We start from the raw sequence: 13,739 nt of genomic DNA on the forward strand, positions 1-13,739 counted from the left end.
CGCCCTGGCAACATAAACCGGCCGTTCCGCGACGGGAACGGCCCCATAGGGAAGTCGAACGCATGATGGATGGATGTCTGTTCGGAGTGGGGCTGATCGGCCGCGTGCACGCGGGTAATCTGGCGCGTCACCCAAAGGTGAGGCTGCGCTACATCGTCGATCCCAATCGCGAGGCGGCGGAGAAGGTCGCCGCCGTCACCGGCGCCGAGATTGCCGACACCGAGACAGTGATGAACGATCCCTCGGTGAAGATGGTGTTCATCGCCTCGGCGACGCGCACGCACGCCGAACTCGCCATGGCCGCGGCCGCGAAAGGCAAGGCGATCTTCTGCGAGAAGCCGATTGATCTCGACCTCAAGCGCACCGACGAATGCCTGGCCGCTGTCGCCAAAGCCGGCGTGCCGTTCCAGATCGGCTTCAATCGCCGCTTCGATCCGAGCTTCCGGGCGCTGAAGGAGCGCCTTGTCGCCGGCGAGATCGGCACCGTCGAACAGATCATCATCACCAGCCGCGATCCCGAACCGGAAACCGAGGAGGCGCTGGCCGGGGGTGGAGGCGTCTTTCGCGAAATGACCATCCACGACTTCGACATGGCGCGCAACCTTCTGGACGAGGAGCCGGTGGAACTGTTCGCGACCGGGTCGTCCCTAGTGGCGCCGCAATACAGGAAGCTCGGCGATTTCGACACCGCGATGTTCATCCTGCGCACCGCGTCTGGCCGGCAGTGCCACATCAACAACAGCGTCAGGGCCGCCTACGGCTACGACCAGCGCATCGAAGTGCATGGCGCCGACGGCATGCTGCAGGCGGGCAACCGGCTGCCGACCTCGGTGGAGATGCATGGCGGCAAGGGCATATCACGCGACAAGCCCTATTATTTCTTCGTCGAGCGCTACGCAGAATCCTACGCGGCCGAGATCGATCACTTCATCTCCTGCGTGGAGACGGGAAAGAAACCCGACGTCACGGCGAGCGACGGCCGCAAAGCGATGATCCTTTGCGAGGCGGCGCTCGCCTCAGCCAAGTCAGGCAGGTTCGAGCCCGTGAAGCTCTGACCCGCGAGGCATGAAGTCAACCAGGAGCCTGCAGATGAAGATTGGCATGATCACCGACAGCCTGGGCAACCTTTCCTTCGACGAGATGCTGCGCGCCTCCGCCGAACTCGGCTTGGAAACGCTGGAGTTCGCCTGCGGCAACTGGTCGTCGGCACCGCATATCAATCTGCCGGCGATGCTGGAGAGCGCCGCCGCGCGCGCCGAATTCGTCGCCAGGGTTCGCGACCATGGACTGACGATCGCGGCGCTCAACTGCTCGGGCAACCCGCTGCACCCGGGGCCGCAGGGCAAGAAGCACCGCCAGGTGACCGAGGACACGATCCGGCTGGCGAACCTGATGGGCATCGACCGCGTGGTGATGATGTCCGGGCTGCCCGGCGGCCCGGGCGACGCCAACCCCAACTGGATCGTCACCGACTGGCCGCCCGAATGCGCCGACATCCAGCGCTACCAGTGGGACGACTGCATCATTCCCTATTGGCGCGATCTGGTGACGTTTTCGAACAATCTCGGCATCAGGAAGCTTTGCTTGAGTTGCACGGCCATCAGGCCGTCTACAACGTCCAGACACTGTTCCGTCTGCGCGAGGCCGTCGGCGAGACGATCGGCGCGAATTACGACCCGAGCCACCCGATGTGGATGGGCGCCGACCCGATCGCCGCCGTGCGCAGGCTCGGCTCCGCGATCTATTATGTCCACGCCAAGGATACCCGCGTCGAACCGGTACCGGCCGGCATCGACGGCACGCTCGATGCGCGTCCGCCGACGCTGTTTGCGGAGAGAGCCTGGAATTACATCACGCTGGGCTACGGCCACGGCGAGACATGGTGGCGGCAGTTTTGCACGGCGCTGAAGCAGGCCGGCTACGACGACGTGCTGTCCATCGAGCACGAAGACATGATGCTGTCGCCTATGGAGGGCATGCGCAAATCCGTGGCACTGCTGCGCAACGTCGCCATCAATCTGGCTTGACGCAGGCAGAGGCGGCCCATGGCAAACGCCGAATTGCTCGCATCCAGGCCTGCTCCTCGCAGACCGTCGCCCGCGCGGCCCGCAAGGCCGGCGCCGCCACCGACACTGGTTGCAGCGCTTGCCAGCGAACCAAAACTTGTCGCCAAGCATCCGGCGCTCGGCGATTTCCTGCGCACGCGATGGGCCGACGCAGCTTTCATGACGGCGGCCGGCATGGCCGGGGCCACCGGCCTGCCCACCACGACGCTGGTGAGGCTTCTGGCGCTGCTCGGCTACCCCAGCTTCCGCAGTTTTCGCGATGCGGTGCGTGATCAGCTCCGATCGCAGTAGATGAGATGTTATTTTCCGCGATTGCCGGCCGAAGCCCGGAGTTGCCTAGGCTACGATGCCTCGACAGGCCCAGGCGACACTGGCGAATGATCGCGGACCATCAGGGTGACCGGCCTGATAAGCGTCACGGACGGCTGCTTCGACGCGTGTCCGCTCGGCTGCGTCGAGCGTCATGTATCTGCCGAGCGGGCCCTCCCCGGCGGCGATCGGCGCCCAATAGTCGTCGAAATTCTCGTAATCCATGCGGATCGTCAGTTGGGTCTCGGTAACATCGGCCAGGCCCTGGTCGATGAAGCTCTGCTTCATCTCACCCGGTTGCATCATCGGCTGAAAGCAAAAGCGACTGCGCATCTGACGGCCGCTTTCACTCAGCGCCGCCACGGTATCGACCATCATGCGAAAGCCGGGCATGCCACCGTAGTGGTCCCACACCACGGCCGCGACCACGCCGCCCGGCCGCACCACCCGGCGCATCTCGGCCACCGCCTTGCCGGCATCCGGCACGAAGTGCAGCACAAGCAAGGCAAGGGCGCGATCGAATGTTTCGTCAGCAAATGGCAGCGCGGTTGCGTCCGCCTGCTGGAAATTTATGCGCGGATCGGTGTTGCGCGCTCGCGCCGCCTCGACAAAAACCGGCGAGAAGTCGATGGCCTGGATCTCGGTCAGGTCGGCTGATTTTGCCAATTCGAAGGTCAGGCTTCCAGTGCCACAGCCAACGTCGAGAATGCGCTCCCCGGGGCCAAGCCCGCGAAGTCGATAAAACCTGTAGCGAGCCTGCGGCTCCAGCGGCCCATGAGCTGCTCATAGCCCGACGCGGCACGCACCGTGAAAATCGACGCCATCCCATTCTCCTCCGCTTGAACTGCAGGCTAAAGCAATTCGAGGAAAAGTGTGAGGCGGTTTTCCGTCTGAAATTGCGTCGAACGCTAAAGCCAGCCAGCCGCTTCAAAGAAGCCGGGCACGGCATCCAGTCCATGGGCGATCGCATCCGGTTGATAGTCGGGCGGCGGGCGACGGCCGGTGCCGCGATCGACCCATACGGCGCGGAATTTCAGATCGCGGGCAGCGGCCAGGTCCAGATGCGGGCTGGCGCAGATGTGCACCAGTTCGTCCTTCGCCACATCCAGGGTTTGCCAGGCATGTTCGAAGATCTGCCGGGATGGCTTGTAGGCCTGCGCCTGTTCGGCGGTGATGACGCGGTCGATGGAGCCGCCCAGTTGCGCGAGATTGCCGGCGATGATGGCGTCATCGGTGTTGGAGATGATCGCCAGGCGGAAGCCGGCTTGCTTCAGCCGGCGTAGCGTACCAACAACCTCCGGGAAGGGCGGCATGCGGCCGATCGAGGAGGTCAGCAGCGTGGCGTCGTCCACGGCTGCTTCGAGTGAAAAGTCACGCATCGCCAACTGCAAAGATTTTGCCGTAACCTCGGCGAAGGAGAGATGCGGCCTGGCATGCTCGAGCTCATGCTCATGCCGGTCATAGACGGGAATGAACTTTTCGGCGTCGATCCTGCGGCCCTTACGCGCGAGGATCGCTTCCATCGCCGCCATCAGGCCCTCATCCCACTGGATGAGCGTTCCATAGCAATCGAATGTCAGCCAGGTCGGGCGCGGTCCGTTCAATGCCATTCCAGGAAGACCTCGGGGAACCCGGCTGGACTCTGGCAGCGGAATCCATCATTGGAAAATTAAATGTTCCGATGAGAACGATTGGGATTTCGAATGGACCTCGAGCTCGATCTTCTGCGCACCTTCGTGGCGGTCGTCGACACCGGCGGCTTCACTCGGGCGGCGGAGCGCATCCACCTGACGCAGTCGACGATCAGCCAGCAGATCAAACGGCTTGAAGAAAATGTCGGTCACAGCCTGCTTCTCAGGGACCGCTCCCTGGGCGGCGCGCAGGTCACCGAAGAGGGCGAATTGCTGCTCGGCTACGCCCGGCGCCTGCTGGCGATCTCGGCGGAGGCCGAGCAGGCGCTGCGGTATCCCTCGGCGCCGAAGACGGTGCGTCTCGGCGTGCCGGAAGATTTCGCCGGCCGGCGACTGATCGATTTGCTGTCGGGCTTCTCGAGGGCCTCGCCGCAGCTTCGCCTCGACACGGTGAGCGGTTGGAGCTTCGAGCTGCGACGGCTGCTGGACAATGGCGACATCGATCTGGCGCTGATCAAGCGGGAGCCCAGCGATGCGCATTGCCTGGGGCGCTGGCAGGAAACCCTGGTCTGGGTTGCCGGCAAATCAGGCGAACTCGACGCAGATCCTGTGCCGCTCGCCATGTTTCCGCAAGGCTGCATCTATCGGCAAGGGCCACGCGCGCGATCGAGGCGACGGGCCGGATGTGGCGCATCGCCTACACCAGCCAGGGGCTGATCGGCGTGCAAGCCGCCGTCGCATCGGGCGTGGGCATAAGCCTTCTGCCCATGGACGCGGTGCTGCCCGAGCATCGCCGGCTGGCACCGGCCGACGGCTTCCCCGAGCAGCCTCCGTCAGAGCTCGCCCTGATCGCCCCGTCGCCCCGGCTGGATGCGCCGGCCCGCGTGCTCGCCGATTTTCTGATTCGCAACATCGGCAGCATCCAGCAACGCGCTTCGCCCGTCCCTTAGGTGAGCGCCGCGCGGCCTATGCGCCCTTGAGCTGGGCCACGCTCTCCCTTTCAACAAGCGGGCATTCCAGCTTGGTGATCGGGTAGCGGCCATGGCCTGGGGTCGGTGGGGTTTCCAATTGCTCGATCGCCCACTGGCCCATCGCCAGATGCGGCAGGATGGATGTCGTCAATGGTGGGAAAAGGTGGCGGGCGATCTCCTCGTCGTCATAGCCGACGACGGAGATGTCCTGAGGGATATGCAGGCCCGCTTCCTTCAACGCTTCGTAGCAGCCGATGGCGGTGCGGTCGTTCTGGCAGAAGATGGCAGTGGGCTTGTCCTTCAGCGCAAGCAGCTTGACCGTGGCGGCGTAGCCGGCGCTGGCCGACCAGTCGCCCTCGACGACGAGCTCCGGGTCGAACGGAATGTCGGCGGTGGCAAGCGCGCGACGATAGCCTTTCAGCCGGTCCTGCGCGGCCTGCATCCATGGCTCGCCGGTGATCGTGGCGATGCGGCGATGACCGTGGCTGATCAAATGCCGTGTCGCGCTCTGGCCGCCGGCGATCTCCGAGGGGACAACCGCCGGGAAGGCATAGTCGGCGGTGTAGCAGTTGAGCAGGATCACCGGGATGTCGAGGCTGTAGAGGAAATCGGGCGCGGTGATCTCGCGTGTGAATATCGTCATGTAGATCAGCGCCGAGATGCCGCGCTTGGTCAGCGCCTGCAGGGCGCGCGGCTCCATCACCGCGTCGCCCATGGTCTGCGCCACCAACAGCACGTTGCCGGCGTTCCATGACGCCTGGCGCGCGCCCTCGATGGCGACCACCGCCTCCGGGCTGGTGGCGAGCTGGTCGACGGCAAAGCCGATGACGCCGTCCAACCCCTCGAAAGCCGTCACCGGCGGCCTAAGCGCCGAGAAGGCCGGCGCGGAATAGCCGAGCGCCCTGGCCGCCTCGATGACGCGGTCGCGGGTCTGCTGCGACAGCCGGATGCCTGGCGAATCGTTGAGCACGAAGGAGACCGTTGCCTGCGAACAGCCCGCGGCTCTGGCGATGTCGGTCATGGTGACGCGACCCTTGGGTTTAGCAGATGGCTTGCGGCGCCTGGAGGTCTCCGGGGGTCGCGCAGTTTCGTCGGTTCGCTCATCGTCGTTTCCCAAACCCGGCCCGGCTCTTAAGCAAAGGCCGCATCAACGGCAAGATGGTCAGCCCGATGCATTAGCGGAAAACGCACCTTGCTTATAATTATAATCGCGAGCCGCACGCCTTCGCCAATCGCCTCGCCTGTCGACAAAAAGCGATCGAAGAGACAGAAGGCCCCAGCAGTTGTCGGAGATTTCCGCGCAACACCAGCCTCGAAACCTACCTGCGGCATTCCTCCCAGACACGCCTGGCCTTCAGCGTCTCCTCCGCCGCCAATGCGCGATTAGAGCTCATAACTAATACTCTTTACTAATAGCCGTAAGCGTTCTACTGTCAACTCGTCGCGACCTTAGCCAGGGCTTTGGCGCAGTCGCGGCAAAAGCGTGAAGGGCACTGTCAGCTGGCCGGAGAAGCTACCGGATAGAGGTCGTGCCTTTCACGAAAATGTCAGACAAATCTGACTATTTACGAACGTCGGATCAGTGTCTAGTGTCTCGACTGCGGCTGGATCGGCACCGTTCTTCGAGTTGGCGGACCCCTGGGCCACACCCTTGAGGAGGAGGGTATCCAGGCCGCGGACGAGCATCAGCGATAATTTCAAAGGGAGGTTGAACCATGAAATCCATAATTCGTAACGCATCGGTCGCCGCGGCGGCCTTAGTTGTCGGGCTGGCGGCCACAGCAATTGCCCGCGCGGACGACAAGCCGACGCTGGCCTTCGTCGTCAATGGCGCGTCAGACTTCTGGAAGGCGGCGGAAGCCGGCGTGAAGAAGGCGCAGGGCGAGCTGCCCGGCTACACTCTCGAGCTCAAATATCCGGAGCAGTCCTCGGTCGCCATCCAGCAGCGGCTGATGGATGATCTGGTGACGGCAGGCGTCAAGGGCATCATGGTCTCGGCCGTCGACCCCAAGACCTCGACCGACGGCCTGAACAAGATCGCCTCGGAAACGGCGCTGTTCACCACCGACAGCGATGCCCCGCAGACCAAGCGCGTCGCCTATATCGGCTCGTCGAATGTCGACGCCGGCAAGCAGGCGGCCGAGATCGCCAAGAAGGCGATGCCGAACGGCGGCAAGTGCCTGGGCTTCGTTGGCCTGCTCGGCGCCGACAACGCCAAGGAGCGGATCCAGGGCATGAAGGACGGGCTCGCCGGCAGCAAGATCGAGCTGGTCGACGTGCGTGGCGACGATATCGATCAGGCGCGCGCCAAGAAGAATGTCGAGGACGCGCTGGTCGCCAGCCCCGACATCACCTGCATGGTCGGCTTCTATTCCTACAACACGCCGCGCATCTATGAGGCGCTGCGCGATGCCGGCAAGCTTGGCTCGATCACCGTCGTCGGCTTCGATGACGATCCGATCACGCTGGGCGGCGTCAAGGAAGGCACCATTGCAGCCACGGTCGTGCAGCAGCCGTTCGAATGGGCCTACCAGGGCATGAAGCTGATGGCCGCCTATACCAAAGGCGACAAGTCGGGCCTTCCGGCCAATGGCCTGATCATCATCCCGACCAAAATCATCGGCAAGGACGATGTCGATGCCTATGCCGCCAACCTCAAGGCGATGGCCGGCAATTGACCTCCCAAGCACCGCGCCGGCTCAAGGTTCGCCTTGAGCCGGCGTTCGTATTGACGGACCCGCCGTGGCCCGTCAGTCTGTGGCCCACCGGCTGCTATCAGGCGCAATGACCTCTACCGACACCACTCAATCGATGACCGCTCCATTTCTGAGCCTGGACGCCGTGCGCAAGACTTATCCGGGCGTTGTCGCGCTGGACAGGTTTTCCATGGAAGTCCGCCCCGGCGAGGTCATCGGCCTGGTCGGCGAGAACGGCGCCGGCAAATCGACTCTGATGAAGATCCTCGGCGGCGTGACGCGTCCAGACAGCGGCGCCGTCAGCGTCGACGGCGTCGCGCATGACGGGCTGACCGTCGAACAAAGCATCGGCTCCGGCATCGCCTTCGTGCATCAGGAACTCAACCTGTTCGACAATCTCGACGTCGCCGCCAACATCTTCTTCGGCCGCGAGCCGCTGCGCGCCGGGCCGCTGAGGCTGGTCGACCGCGCCAAACTGCGCGACATGGTGGCGCCGCTGTTGAAGCGTGTCGGCGCCAATTTCTCGGCCGACACGCCGGTCGCGTCGCTGTCGCTGGCGCAACAGCAGATGGTTGAGATCGCCAAGGCGCTGTCGATCAGGGCGCGACTGGTGATCCTCGACGAACCTACCTCCAGCCTGCCGATCGCCGAGACCGAAAAGCTGCTCGACGTCATCAAGGGCCTGAAGGCGGAAGGCATCAGCGTCATCTTCATCTCGCACCGCCTGCACGAGGTCGAGCGCGTCGCCGACCGCGTCGTGGTGCTGCGCGACGGCACACTGGCCGGAACGCTGCCTAGGGAACGGATCAACCACGACGAGATGGTCCGGCTGATGATCGGCCGCATGCTGAAGGCGCGCGAGAAGGCCGGAGAGGCCACGCGGGCGCCAGGCGCGGTCGCGTTGTCGGCAAACGCGATCCGCACCGGCACCTATCCCGACCGCCCGGTCAGCCTGGACCTTCGGCGCGGCGAAATCCTTGGTCTTGCCGGCCTGGTCGGCTCCGGCCGTACCGAACTCGCACGCGTGCTGTTCGGCATCGACGAGCGGCTCGCCGGCAGCATCACGCAGGACGGCAAGCCGCTGAACGTAGCATCCGCCGCCGACGCGGTGGCCAACGGCATCTTCCTGGTGCCGGAAGACCGCAAGCTCAACGGCATCCTGCTCGACCTGTCGATCGCCGAGAACATCTCGCTGCCCAATCTGCCGGCGCATGCCAGGCGCTCGCTGGTCTCGACCAGCGCCGAACTCGCCACTGCCGAAAAGCAGAAGAAGAACCTCGGCATCAAGGCGCCGTCGGTGCTGACCCGCACCGGCACCTTGTCGGGCGGCAACCAGCAGAAGGTGGTGCTGGCCAAATGGCTGGCGATGAACCCGAAGGTGATGATCCTCGACGAGCCGACGCGTGGCATCGACATCGGCGCCAAGGCCGAGATCTACCAGCTGATGCGGGGGCTGGCCGACGCCGGCGTCGCGGTGCTGATGATCTCCAGCGACATGGAAGAGGTGATCGGCGTCTCCGACCGCATCGCGGTCATGCATGAGGGGCAGATCTCGGGCATTCTCGACAAGCAGGATTTCAGCCAGGAAAACGTGCTGCTGCTGGCGGTCGGCAAGATGCCGAAACTGGCAGAGATCGCGGGAGAAACGCTATGAGCAAGAAAGATCTCGGCCTGCTGATCCTGATCCTGGTGGTCGGCGCGGTGGTGACGGCCATCAACCCGCGCTTCCTTTTGCCGATCAACCTCGCCAATACGTCGAACCTGATCGGCCTGTTCGGCATCCTTTCGATCGGCCAGGCTTTCGTCATCATCACCGGCGGCATCGAACTGTCGGTCGGCTCGCTGATCGCGCTGCTCGGCACGCTGTTCATCGACTTCATCGCCGTGCGCGGCATGGAATGGCCTGTCGCCTTCGTGCTGATCCTCCTGCTCGGCGCCATCATCGGCTTGGCGCATGGCTGGCTGATCACGCGGCTCAAGCTGCAACCCTTCGTGGTCACGCTCTGCGGCCTGTTGATCTACCGCGGCGTGGCGCGTTTCTACACCGCCGACGGCACCGCGGGCTTTGCCTTCGGCCAGAATTTCCCGACGCTCGAATTCCTCACCGCCGGCCGCAGCTATGGCGTGCCGAACAGCTTCATCGCGTTGATCGTCATTTCCATCGTCATGTGGGTGGTGCTGCATCGCTCGGTGTTCGGCCGCTACCTCTACGCCATCGGCAAGAACGAGGAAGCCGCCAAATATTCGGGCATCCGCACCGGACGGGTGGTGACGTCGGCCTATGTCATCTGCGGCGTGCTGACGGCGCTGTCGGCGATCTATTTCGCCATGTACACGCGCTCGATCTCGCCGGCGAGCCACGGTCAGTTCTATGAGCTCTACGCGATCGCGGCGGCGGTGCTCGGCGGCTTCTCGCTGCGTGGCGGCGAAGGCTCGCTGGTCGGCGTCATCCTCGGCACGGTGCTGCTGCAGGAGCTGCAGAACCTCGTCAATCTGCTCGGCATCCCCTCCTCGCTCAACTTCGCGGTGATGGGCGGCGTGATCCTGATCGGCGTGCTGGTCGACCAGCAATGGGGCGTGTTCCGCGCCCGGCGCCGGATGATCGAGGCGACGCGCCAGAATGTGGCGGGAGCACCGGCGGAGTAACGTCGGTCTCCCGGCTGCGGCCCCTCATTTCAGGACGGCCCGAAGAAAGTCCGCCTCGATCAGCGGGCTTCAACGAAGCGTGTAGACCAGAAACAGCCCTTGTCGCAGAATAGGGGCTGGGCTAAGCAATTGGTATCTGAGGGTTCCAAAGAACAAAATATGGGAGAAAGTACCGTGACATCATCACGTTGGATTGCGCTTGCCGCGCTGGCGCTGACCTGTTCGACCCCGGCTCTGGCCAAGGACTGGAAGACGGTGACGGTTGCCATGGAGGGCTCCTATGCCCCGTGGAACCAGACCGACGCCAGCGGCAAGATCGTCGGTTTCGAGGTGGACATCCTCAACGACGTCTGCGCCCGCGCGAAGCTCGAATGCAAGATCCAGGCGCAGGATTGGGATGGTGTTATCCCTGGCCTCACCGCAGGCAAGTTCGACATCGTCATGGACGGCATGTCGATCACCGAAGAGCGCATGAAGACCATCGATTTCTCGATCCCCTATGCCACGTCGCCGGTGGCGTTCCTGGCCGACAAGAACGGACCGCTGGCGCAGCTGTCCAACAGCGGCAAGATGATCGATCTTTCGAAGGACGACGCCGAATCCAAGGCGGCGCTCGATACGTTGCGCAAAGAACTCACCGGCAAGAATGTCGGCCTGCAGGTTTCGACCACCGAGGCGACGTTTGCCGACAAATATCTCAAGGATGTCGCCAACGTCCATGAGTACAAGACCACCGACGAGCATGACCTCGACCTGATGGCCGGCCGCCTCGATGTGGCCTTCGCCGACACCACCTACTTCCTCGGCACGCTGGCCAAGCCCGACGCCAAGGACCTGGAGTTCGTCGGGCCGCAATTCAAGGGCGGTCCGATCCTCGGACCGGGCATCGGTGCCGCCTTCCGCAAGTCCGACAAGGACCTGCAGGATATCTACAACAAGGCTCTCAAGGCCGCTCTCGATGACGGCTCGGTGTCGAAATACTCGATGCAGTGGTTCAAAATCGACATTACCAAGTAATGTCGCAACGGGAGCAGCCAAGGCTGCTCCCGTTTTGCATTGAGGTGACCCAACCAGTCGATGCATATGTCGGCGCCCTGTGGAGGCGTAGGTGGAGTTTCTCAACGGTCTGAAGGATCAGCTGTCGACGGCCTATGAGCTGTTGGCCGCCGGCTGGGGTTTGCAGCTGCTGTGGGGCATTGGCTGGACGCTCGCCGTCACAATTGTCTCGATGTTGATCGGCGCCGCGCTGGGCTCGCTCGTGGCTGCTGCCAAGCTTTCGCAGCGTGGCGGACTGAGATTCATCGGCGAGAGCTACACGACCGTGTTCCGCGGCGAACCGGAGCTTCTGGTCATCTACCTTTTCTACTATGGCGGCACACAGATCCTGACCGGCGTGGCAAGGTCCTCCGGATCGATCGGTTCGACCGACATCCTGAACATGCCGAGCTTTCTCGGCGGCGTGCTCGCGGTCGGCATCATTTCGGGCGCCTATCAGGCCGAGGTCTTCCGCGGATCGTTTCTGGCGATCCATCGCGGCGAGCTGGAGGCGGCGCGCGCCTATGGCATGTCGGCTTGGCTGCGGTTTCGCCTCGTGATCATGCCGCAGGTCCTGCGCCTGGCGGTGCCGGGGCTAGGCAATGTCTGGCAGCTGACCATCAAGGATTCGGCTTTGATCTCGGTTACCGGCGTCGCCGAGCTGATGCTGACGGCGAACAAGGCCGCGCGGTCAACACACCATTCGCTGCTTTTCTATACGGTCGCCGGCATTCTTTACCTCGTGATGACGTCGGTCTCGACGCCGATCTTCGACAAGGCCGAGCGTTACACCTCACGCAGCTTTCTGCGTCCGAAATAAGAGGTCGCGGTGGATTACAACTTCTACCTTTCGACCATGTGGAGCGTGCTGAAAGCGCTGCCGCTGACGCTTGAGATCTGGTTCTTCGGTGTCGCCATCGGCCTGGTCATCGCCACCGGCCTGACCTGGCTGCGGGCGTCGGGCTACAAGTCGGGCGAGTATTTTACCCGGGCCTATGTCTTCATCTTCCGTGGATCGCCGCTGCTGGTGCAGCTCTATCTGATCTATTTCGGGCTCTCGCAATTCGATTTCGTGCGGCACAGCCCGATCCTGTGGCCGATCCTGCGCGACCCGATGTATTGCACGATCGTCGCCATGGCCTTGAACACCGCGGCCTATGAGAGCGAGATTTTCCGCGGCGCGCTGCGCGCCGTGCCGGTCGGACAGATCGAAGCGGCCAAGGCGTTCGGCATGTCTCCATTTACACGGTTTCGCATCGTGACCTTGCCCATTGCTTTGCGGCTGGCCTTGCCGGCCTATTCGACCGAGATCATCCTGATGACGAAGGCGACCGCGCTCGCTTCCGTGGTCACGATCATGGAGATGATGGGAACGGCGCAGAAGATCCAGCACGACACGTTCCGGCCGATCGAGGTGCTGACCTGCGCCGGTGTGATCTATCTGCTGCTCAACCTGTCGATCGCCCGGCTGTTTGCCTGGGTCGAATACCTGCTTTCCCCGCATCTGCGCCCCGCGCCTGAGCAGTCCCAGCAGATCAAACCCGTCCCGGAGGTGTTGTGATGTCGGCAAGTCTTGCCGCTGCCGCGAATGCGGTATCGTCCCCCGACGAGACGCCGGCCATCAGCGTCAGGGATATGCGCAAGTGCTTTGGCGATCACGAGGTGCTGAAGGGCATTTCGCTCGAGGCCCATAAGGGCGACGTTATTTCCATCCTTGGCTCGTCGGGCTCGGGCAAAAGCACGCTGCTGCGCTGCATCAACCTCTTGGAAACCCCGGACTCCGGCGAAGTGCGCGTCGACGGCGAACTCATCCGGATGAAGCCGGGACGGGACGGCAATCAGGCGCCGGCCGATATCCGTCAGGTGGAGCGAATCCGCGCCAATCTTGCGATGGTTTTCCAGAGCTTCAATCTCTGGTCGCACATGACCGTGCTTGAGAATCTGGTCGCGGCGCCGACGCATGTGCTGAAGCGGCCGCGGGCGGAGTGCCTGGAGCAGGCCGAGGCGTTGCTGAAACGCGTAGGTATCTGGGAACGGCGCAACTATTACCCGCCGCACATGTCAGGCGGCCAGCAGCAGCGCGCGGCAATAGCCCGGGCGCTGGCGATGAACCCCAAGGTGATGCTGTTCGACGAGCCGACATCGGCGCTCGATCCGGAACTGGTCGGCGAGGTGCTGCGTGTCATGCGTTCGCTCGCCGAAGAAGGCCGCACCATGCTGGTCGTGACGCACGAAATGGGCTTTGCCCGCGACGTGTCGAGCAACGTGATGTTCCTGCACAAGGGCGAAGTGGATTGCCTGGGCGACCCGAAGGAAATGTTCGCCAGACCGCCGACGCAGCAGTTCAAGCAGTTCATCACGAACTTCAACAAGTGAACGGTCGCT

12 protein-coding genes and 3 pseudogenes are annotated in these 13,739 nt (G+C 63.4%); 12 read left to right on the forward strand and 3 right to left on the reverse strand.

All coding sequences use genetic code 11. The features are described 5' to 3' along the window. Positions 1–62: 62 nt before the first annotated feature. From iolG to ACVDG8_RS18430, 4 genes and pseudogenes are all read left to right on the forward strand, one after another. Positions 63–1,055 carry an inositol 2-dehydrogenase gene (gene iolG / locus ACVDG8_RS18415; protein ID WP_447255947.1) on the forward strand — a complete coding sequence of 331 codons (993 nt, stop codon included), beginning with the start codon at positions 63–65 and terminating at the stop codon, positions 1,053–1,055. An 85-nt stretch (positions 1,056–1,140) separates the two neighbouring features. After that, positions 1,141–1,380: pseudogene (locus tag ACVDG8_RS18420) on the forward strand (sugar phosphate isomerase/epimerase); the annotation flags it as partial. Between the two features lie 200 nt (positions 1,381–1,580). Next, positions 1,581–2,027 carry a sugar phosphate isomerase/epimerase family protein gene (locus tag ACVDG8_RS18425; protein ID WP_455707811.1) on the forward strand — a complete coding sequence of 149 codons (447 nt, stop codon included), beginning with the start codon at positions 1,581–1,583 and terminating at the stop codon, positions 2,025–2,027. An 18-nt stretch (positions 2,028–2,045) separates the two neighbouring features. Beyond that, on the forward strand, positions 2,046–2,357 hold the full coding sequence (locus ACVDG8_RS18430) for a hypothetical protein (protein WP_447255949.1): 312 nt from the start codon (positions 2,046–2,048) through the stop codon (positions 2,355–2,357). A 45-nt stretch (positions 2,358–2,402) separates the two neighbouring features. On the opposite strand, the pseudogene ACVDG8_RS18435 reads toward ACVDG8_RS18430, so the two are convergent. Together ACVDG8_RS18435 and ACVDG8_RS18440 are read right to left on the reverse strand one after the other, a co-directional pair. Further along, positions 2,403–3,199: pseudogene (locus tag ACVDG8_RS18435) on the reverse strand (class I SAM-dependent methyltransferase). An 84-nt stretch (positions 3,200–3,283) separates the two neighbouring features. After that, entirely contained in the window at positions 3,284–3,985 is a 702-nt protein-coding gene (locus tag ACVDG8_RS18440; RefSeq protein WP_447255951.1) for a haloacid dehalogenase type II, read from the reverse strand. A gap of 93 nt (positions 3,986–4,078) precedes the next feature. On the opposite strand from ACVDG8_RS18440, the pseudogene ACVDG8_RS18445 reads away from it, so the two are divergent. Further along, positions 4,079–4,956, forward strand: a pseudogene (locus ACVDG8_RS18445) (LysR substrate-binding domain-containing protein). A 16-nt stretch (positions 4,957–4,972) separates the two neighbouring features. Here ACVDG8_RS18445 and ACVDG8_RS18450 read toward each other — a convergent pair. Beyond that, entirely contained in the window at positions 4,973–5,998 is a 1,026-nt protein-coding gene (locus tag ACVDG8_RS18450) for a LacI family DNA-binding transcriptional regulator (RefSeq protein WP_447255953.1), read from the reverse strand. 694 nt (positions 5,999–6,692) lie between these two features. Here ACVDG8_RS18450 and ACVDG8_RS18455 point away from each other — a divergent pair. The 7 genes from ACVDG8_RS18455 to ACVDG8_RS18485 all read left to right on the forward strand — a co-directional run bounded on the left by ACVDG8_RS18455 (position 6,693) and on the right by ACVDG8_RS18485 (position 13,730). Continuing rightward, on the forward strand, positions 6,693–7,655 hold the full coding sequence (locus tag ACVDG8_RS18455) for a sugar-binding protein (protein ID WP_447255954.1): 963 nt from the start codon (positions 6,693–6,695) through the stop codon (positions 7,653–7,655). A gap of 106 nt (positions 7,656–7,761) precedes the next feature. Continuing rightward, complete coding sequence (locus ACVDG8_RS18460; protein WP_447255955.1) at positions 7,762–9,327, forward strand: sugar ABC transporter ATP-binding protein; 1,566 nt, start codon at positions 7,762–7,764, stop codon at positions 9,325–9,327. Further along, a complete protein-coding gene (locus ACVDG8_RS18465) occupies positions 9,324–10,319 on the forward strand; it encodes an ABC transporter permease (RefSeq protein ID WP_447255956.1) in 996 nt (331 codons plus the stop codon). The genes ACVDG8_RS18460 and ACVDG8_RS18465 overlap by 4 nt, the downstream gene beginning before the upstream one ends. A gap of 174 nt (positions 10,320–10,493) precedes the next feature. Then, positions 10,494–11,336, forward strand: a complete 843-nt coding sequence (locus ACVDG8_RS18470) for a transporter substrate-binding domain-containing protein (protein WP_447255957.1) — start codon at positions 10,494–10,496, stop codon at positions 11,334–11,336. A 91-nt stretch (positions 11,337–11,427) separates the two neighbouring features. Then, on the forward strand, positions 11,428–12,174 hold the full coding sequence (locus ACVDG8_RS18475) for an ABC transporter permease (protein WP_447255958.1): 747 nt from the start codon (positions 11,428–11,430) through the stop codon (positions 12,172–12,174). A gap of 9 nt (positions 12,175–12,183) precedes the next feature. Then, a complete protein-coding gene (locus ACVDG8_RS18480; protein ID WP_447255959.1) occupies positions 12,184–12,915 on the forward strand; it encodes an ABC transporter permease in 732 nt (243 codons plus the stop codon). Continuing rightward, positions 12,915–13,730, forward strand: a complete 816-nt coding sequence (locus ACVDG8_RS18485) for an ABC transporter ATP-binding protein (protein ID WP_447255960.1) — start codon at positions 12,915–12,917, stop codon at positions 13,728–13,730. The genes ACVDG8_RS18480 and ACVDG8_RS18485 overlap by 1 nt, the downstream gene beginning before the upstream one ends. Positions 13,731–13,739: the final 9 nt, after the last annotated feature.

The organism is Mesorhizobium sp. ORM8.1 (assembly GCF_053005525.2).

What these genes read in the sequence shown, in the direction of transcription:
- iolG (WP_447255947.1), top strand. Translation starts at nt 63, where the DNA reads ATGATGGATGGATGTCTGTTCGGAGTGGGGCTGATCGGCCGCGTGCAC.
- ACVDG8_RS18430 (WP_447255949.1), top strand. Translation starts at nt 2,046, where the DNA reads ATGGCAAACGCCGAATTGCTCGCATCCAGGCCTGCTCCTCGCAGACCG.
- ACVDG8_RS18440 (WP_447255951.1), bottom strand. Translation starts at nt 3,985, where the DNA reads ATGGCATTGAACGGACCGCGCCCGACCTGGCTGACATTCGATTGCTAT.
- ACVDG8_RS18450 (WP_447255953.1), bottom strand. Translation starts at nt 5,998, where the DNA reads ATGACCGACATCGCCAGAGCCGCGGGCTGTTCGCAGGCAACGGTCTCC.
- ACVDG8_RS18455 (WP_447255954.1), top strand. Translation starts at nt 6,693, where the DNA reads ATGAAATCCATAATTCGTAACGCATCGGTCGCCGCGGCGGCCTTAGTT.
- ACVDG8_RS18460 (WP_447255955.1), top strand. Translation starts at nt 7,762, where the DNA reads ATGACCTCTACCGACACCACTCAATCGATGACCGCTCCATTTCTGAGC.
- ACVDG8_RS18465 (WP_447255956.1), top strand. Translation starts at nt 9,324, where the DNA reads ATGAGCAAGAAAGATCTCGGCCTGCTGATCCTGATCCTGGTGGTCGGC.
- ACVDG8_RS18485 (WP_447255960.1), top strand. Translation starts at nt 12,915, where the DNA reads ATGTCGGCAAGTCTTGCCGCTGCCGCGAATGCGGTATCGTCCCCCGAC.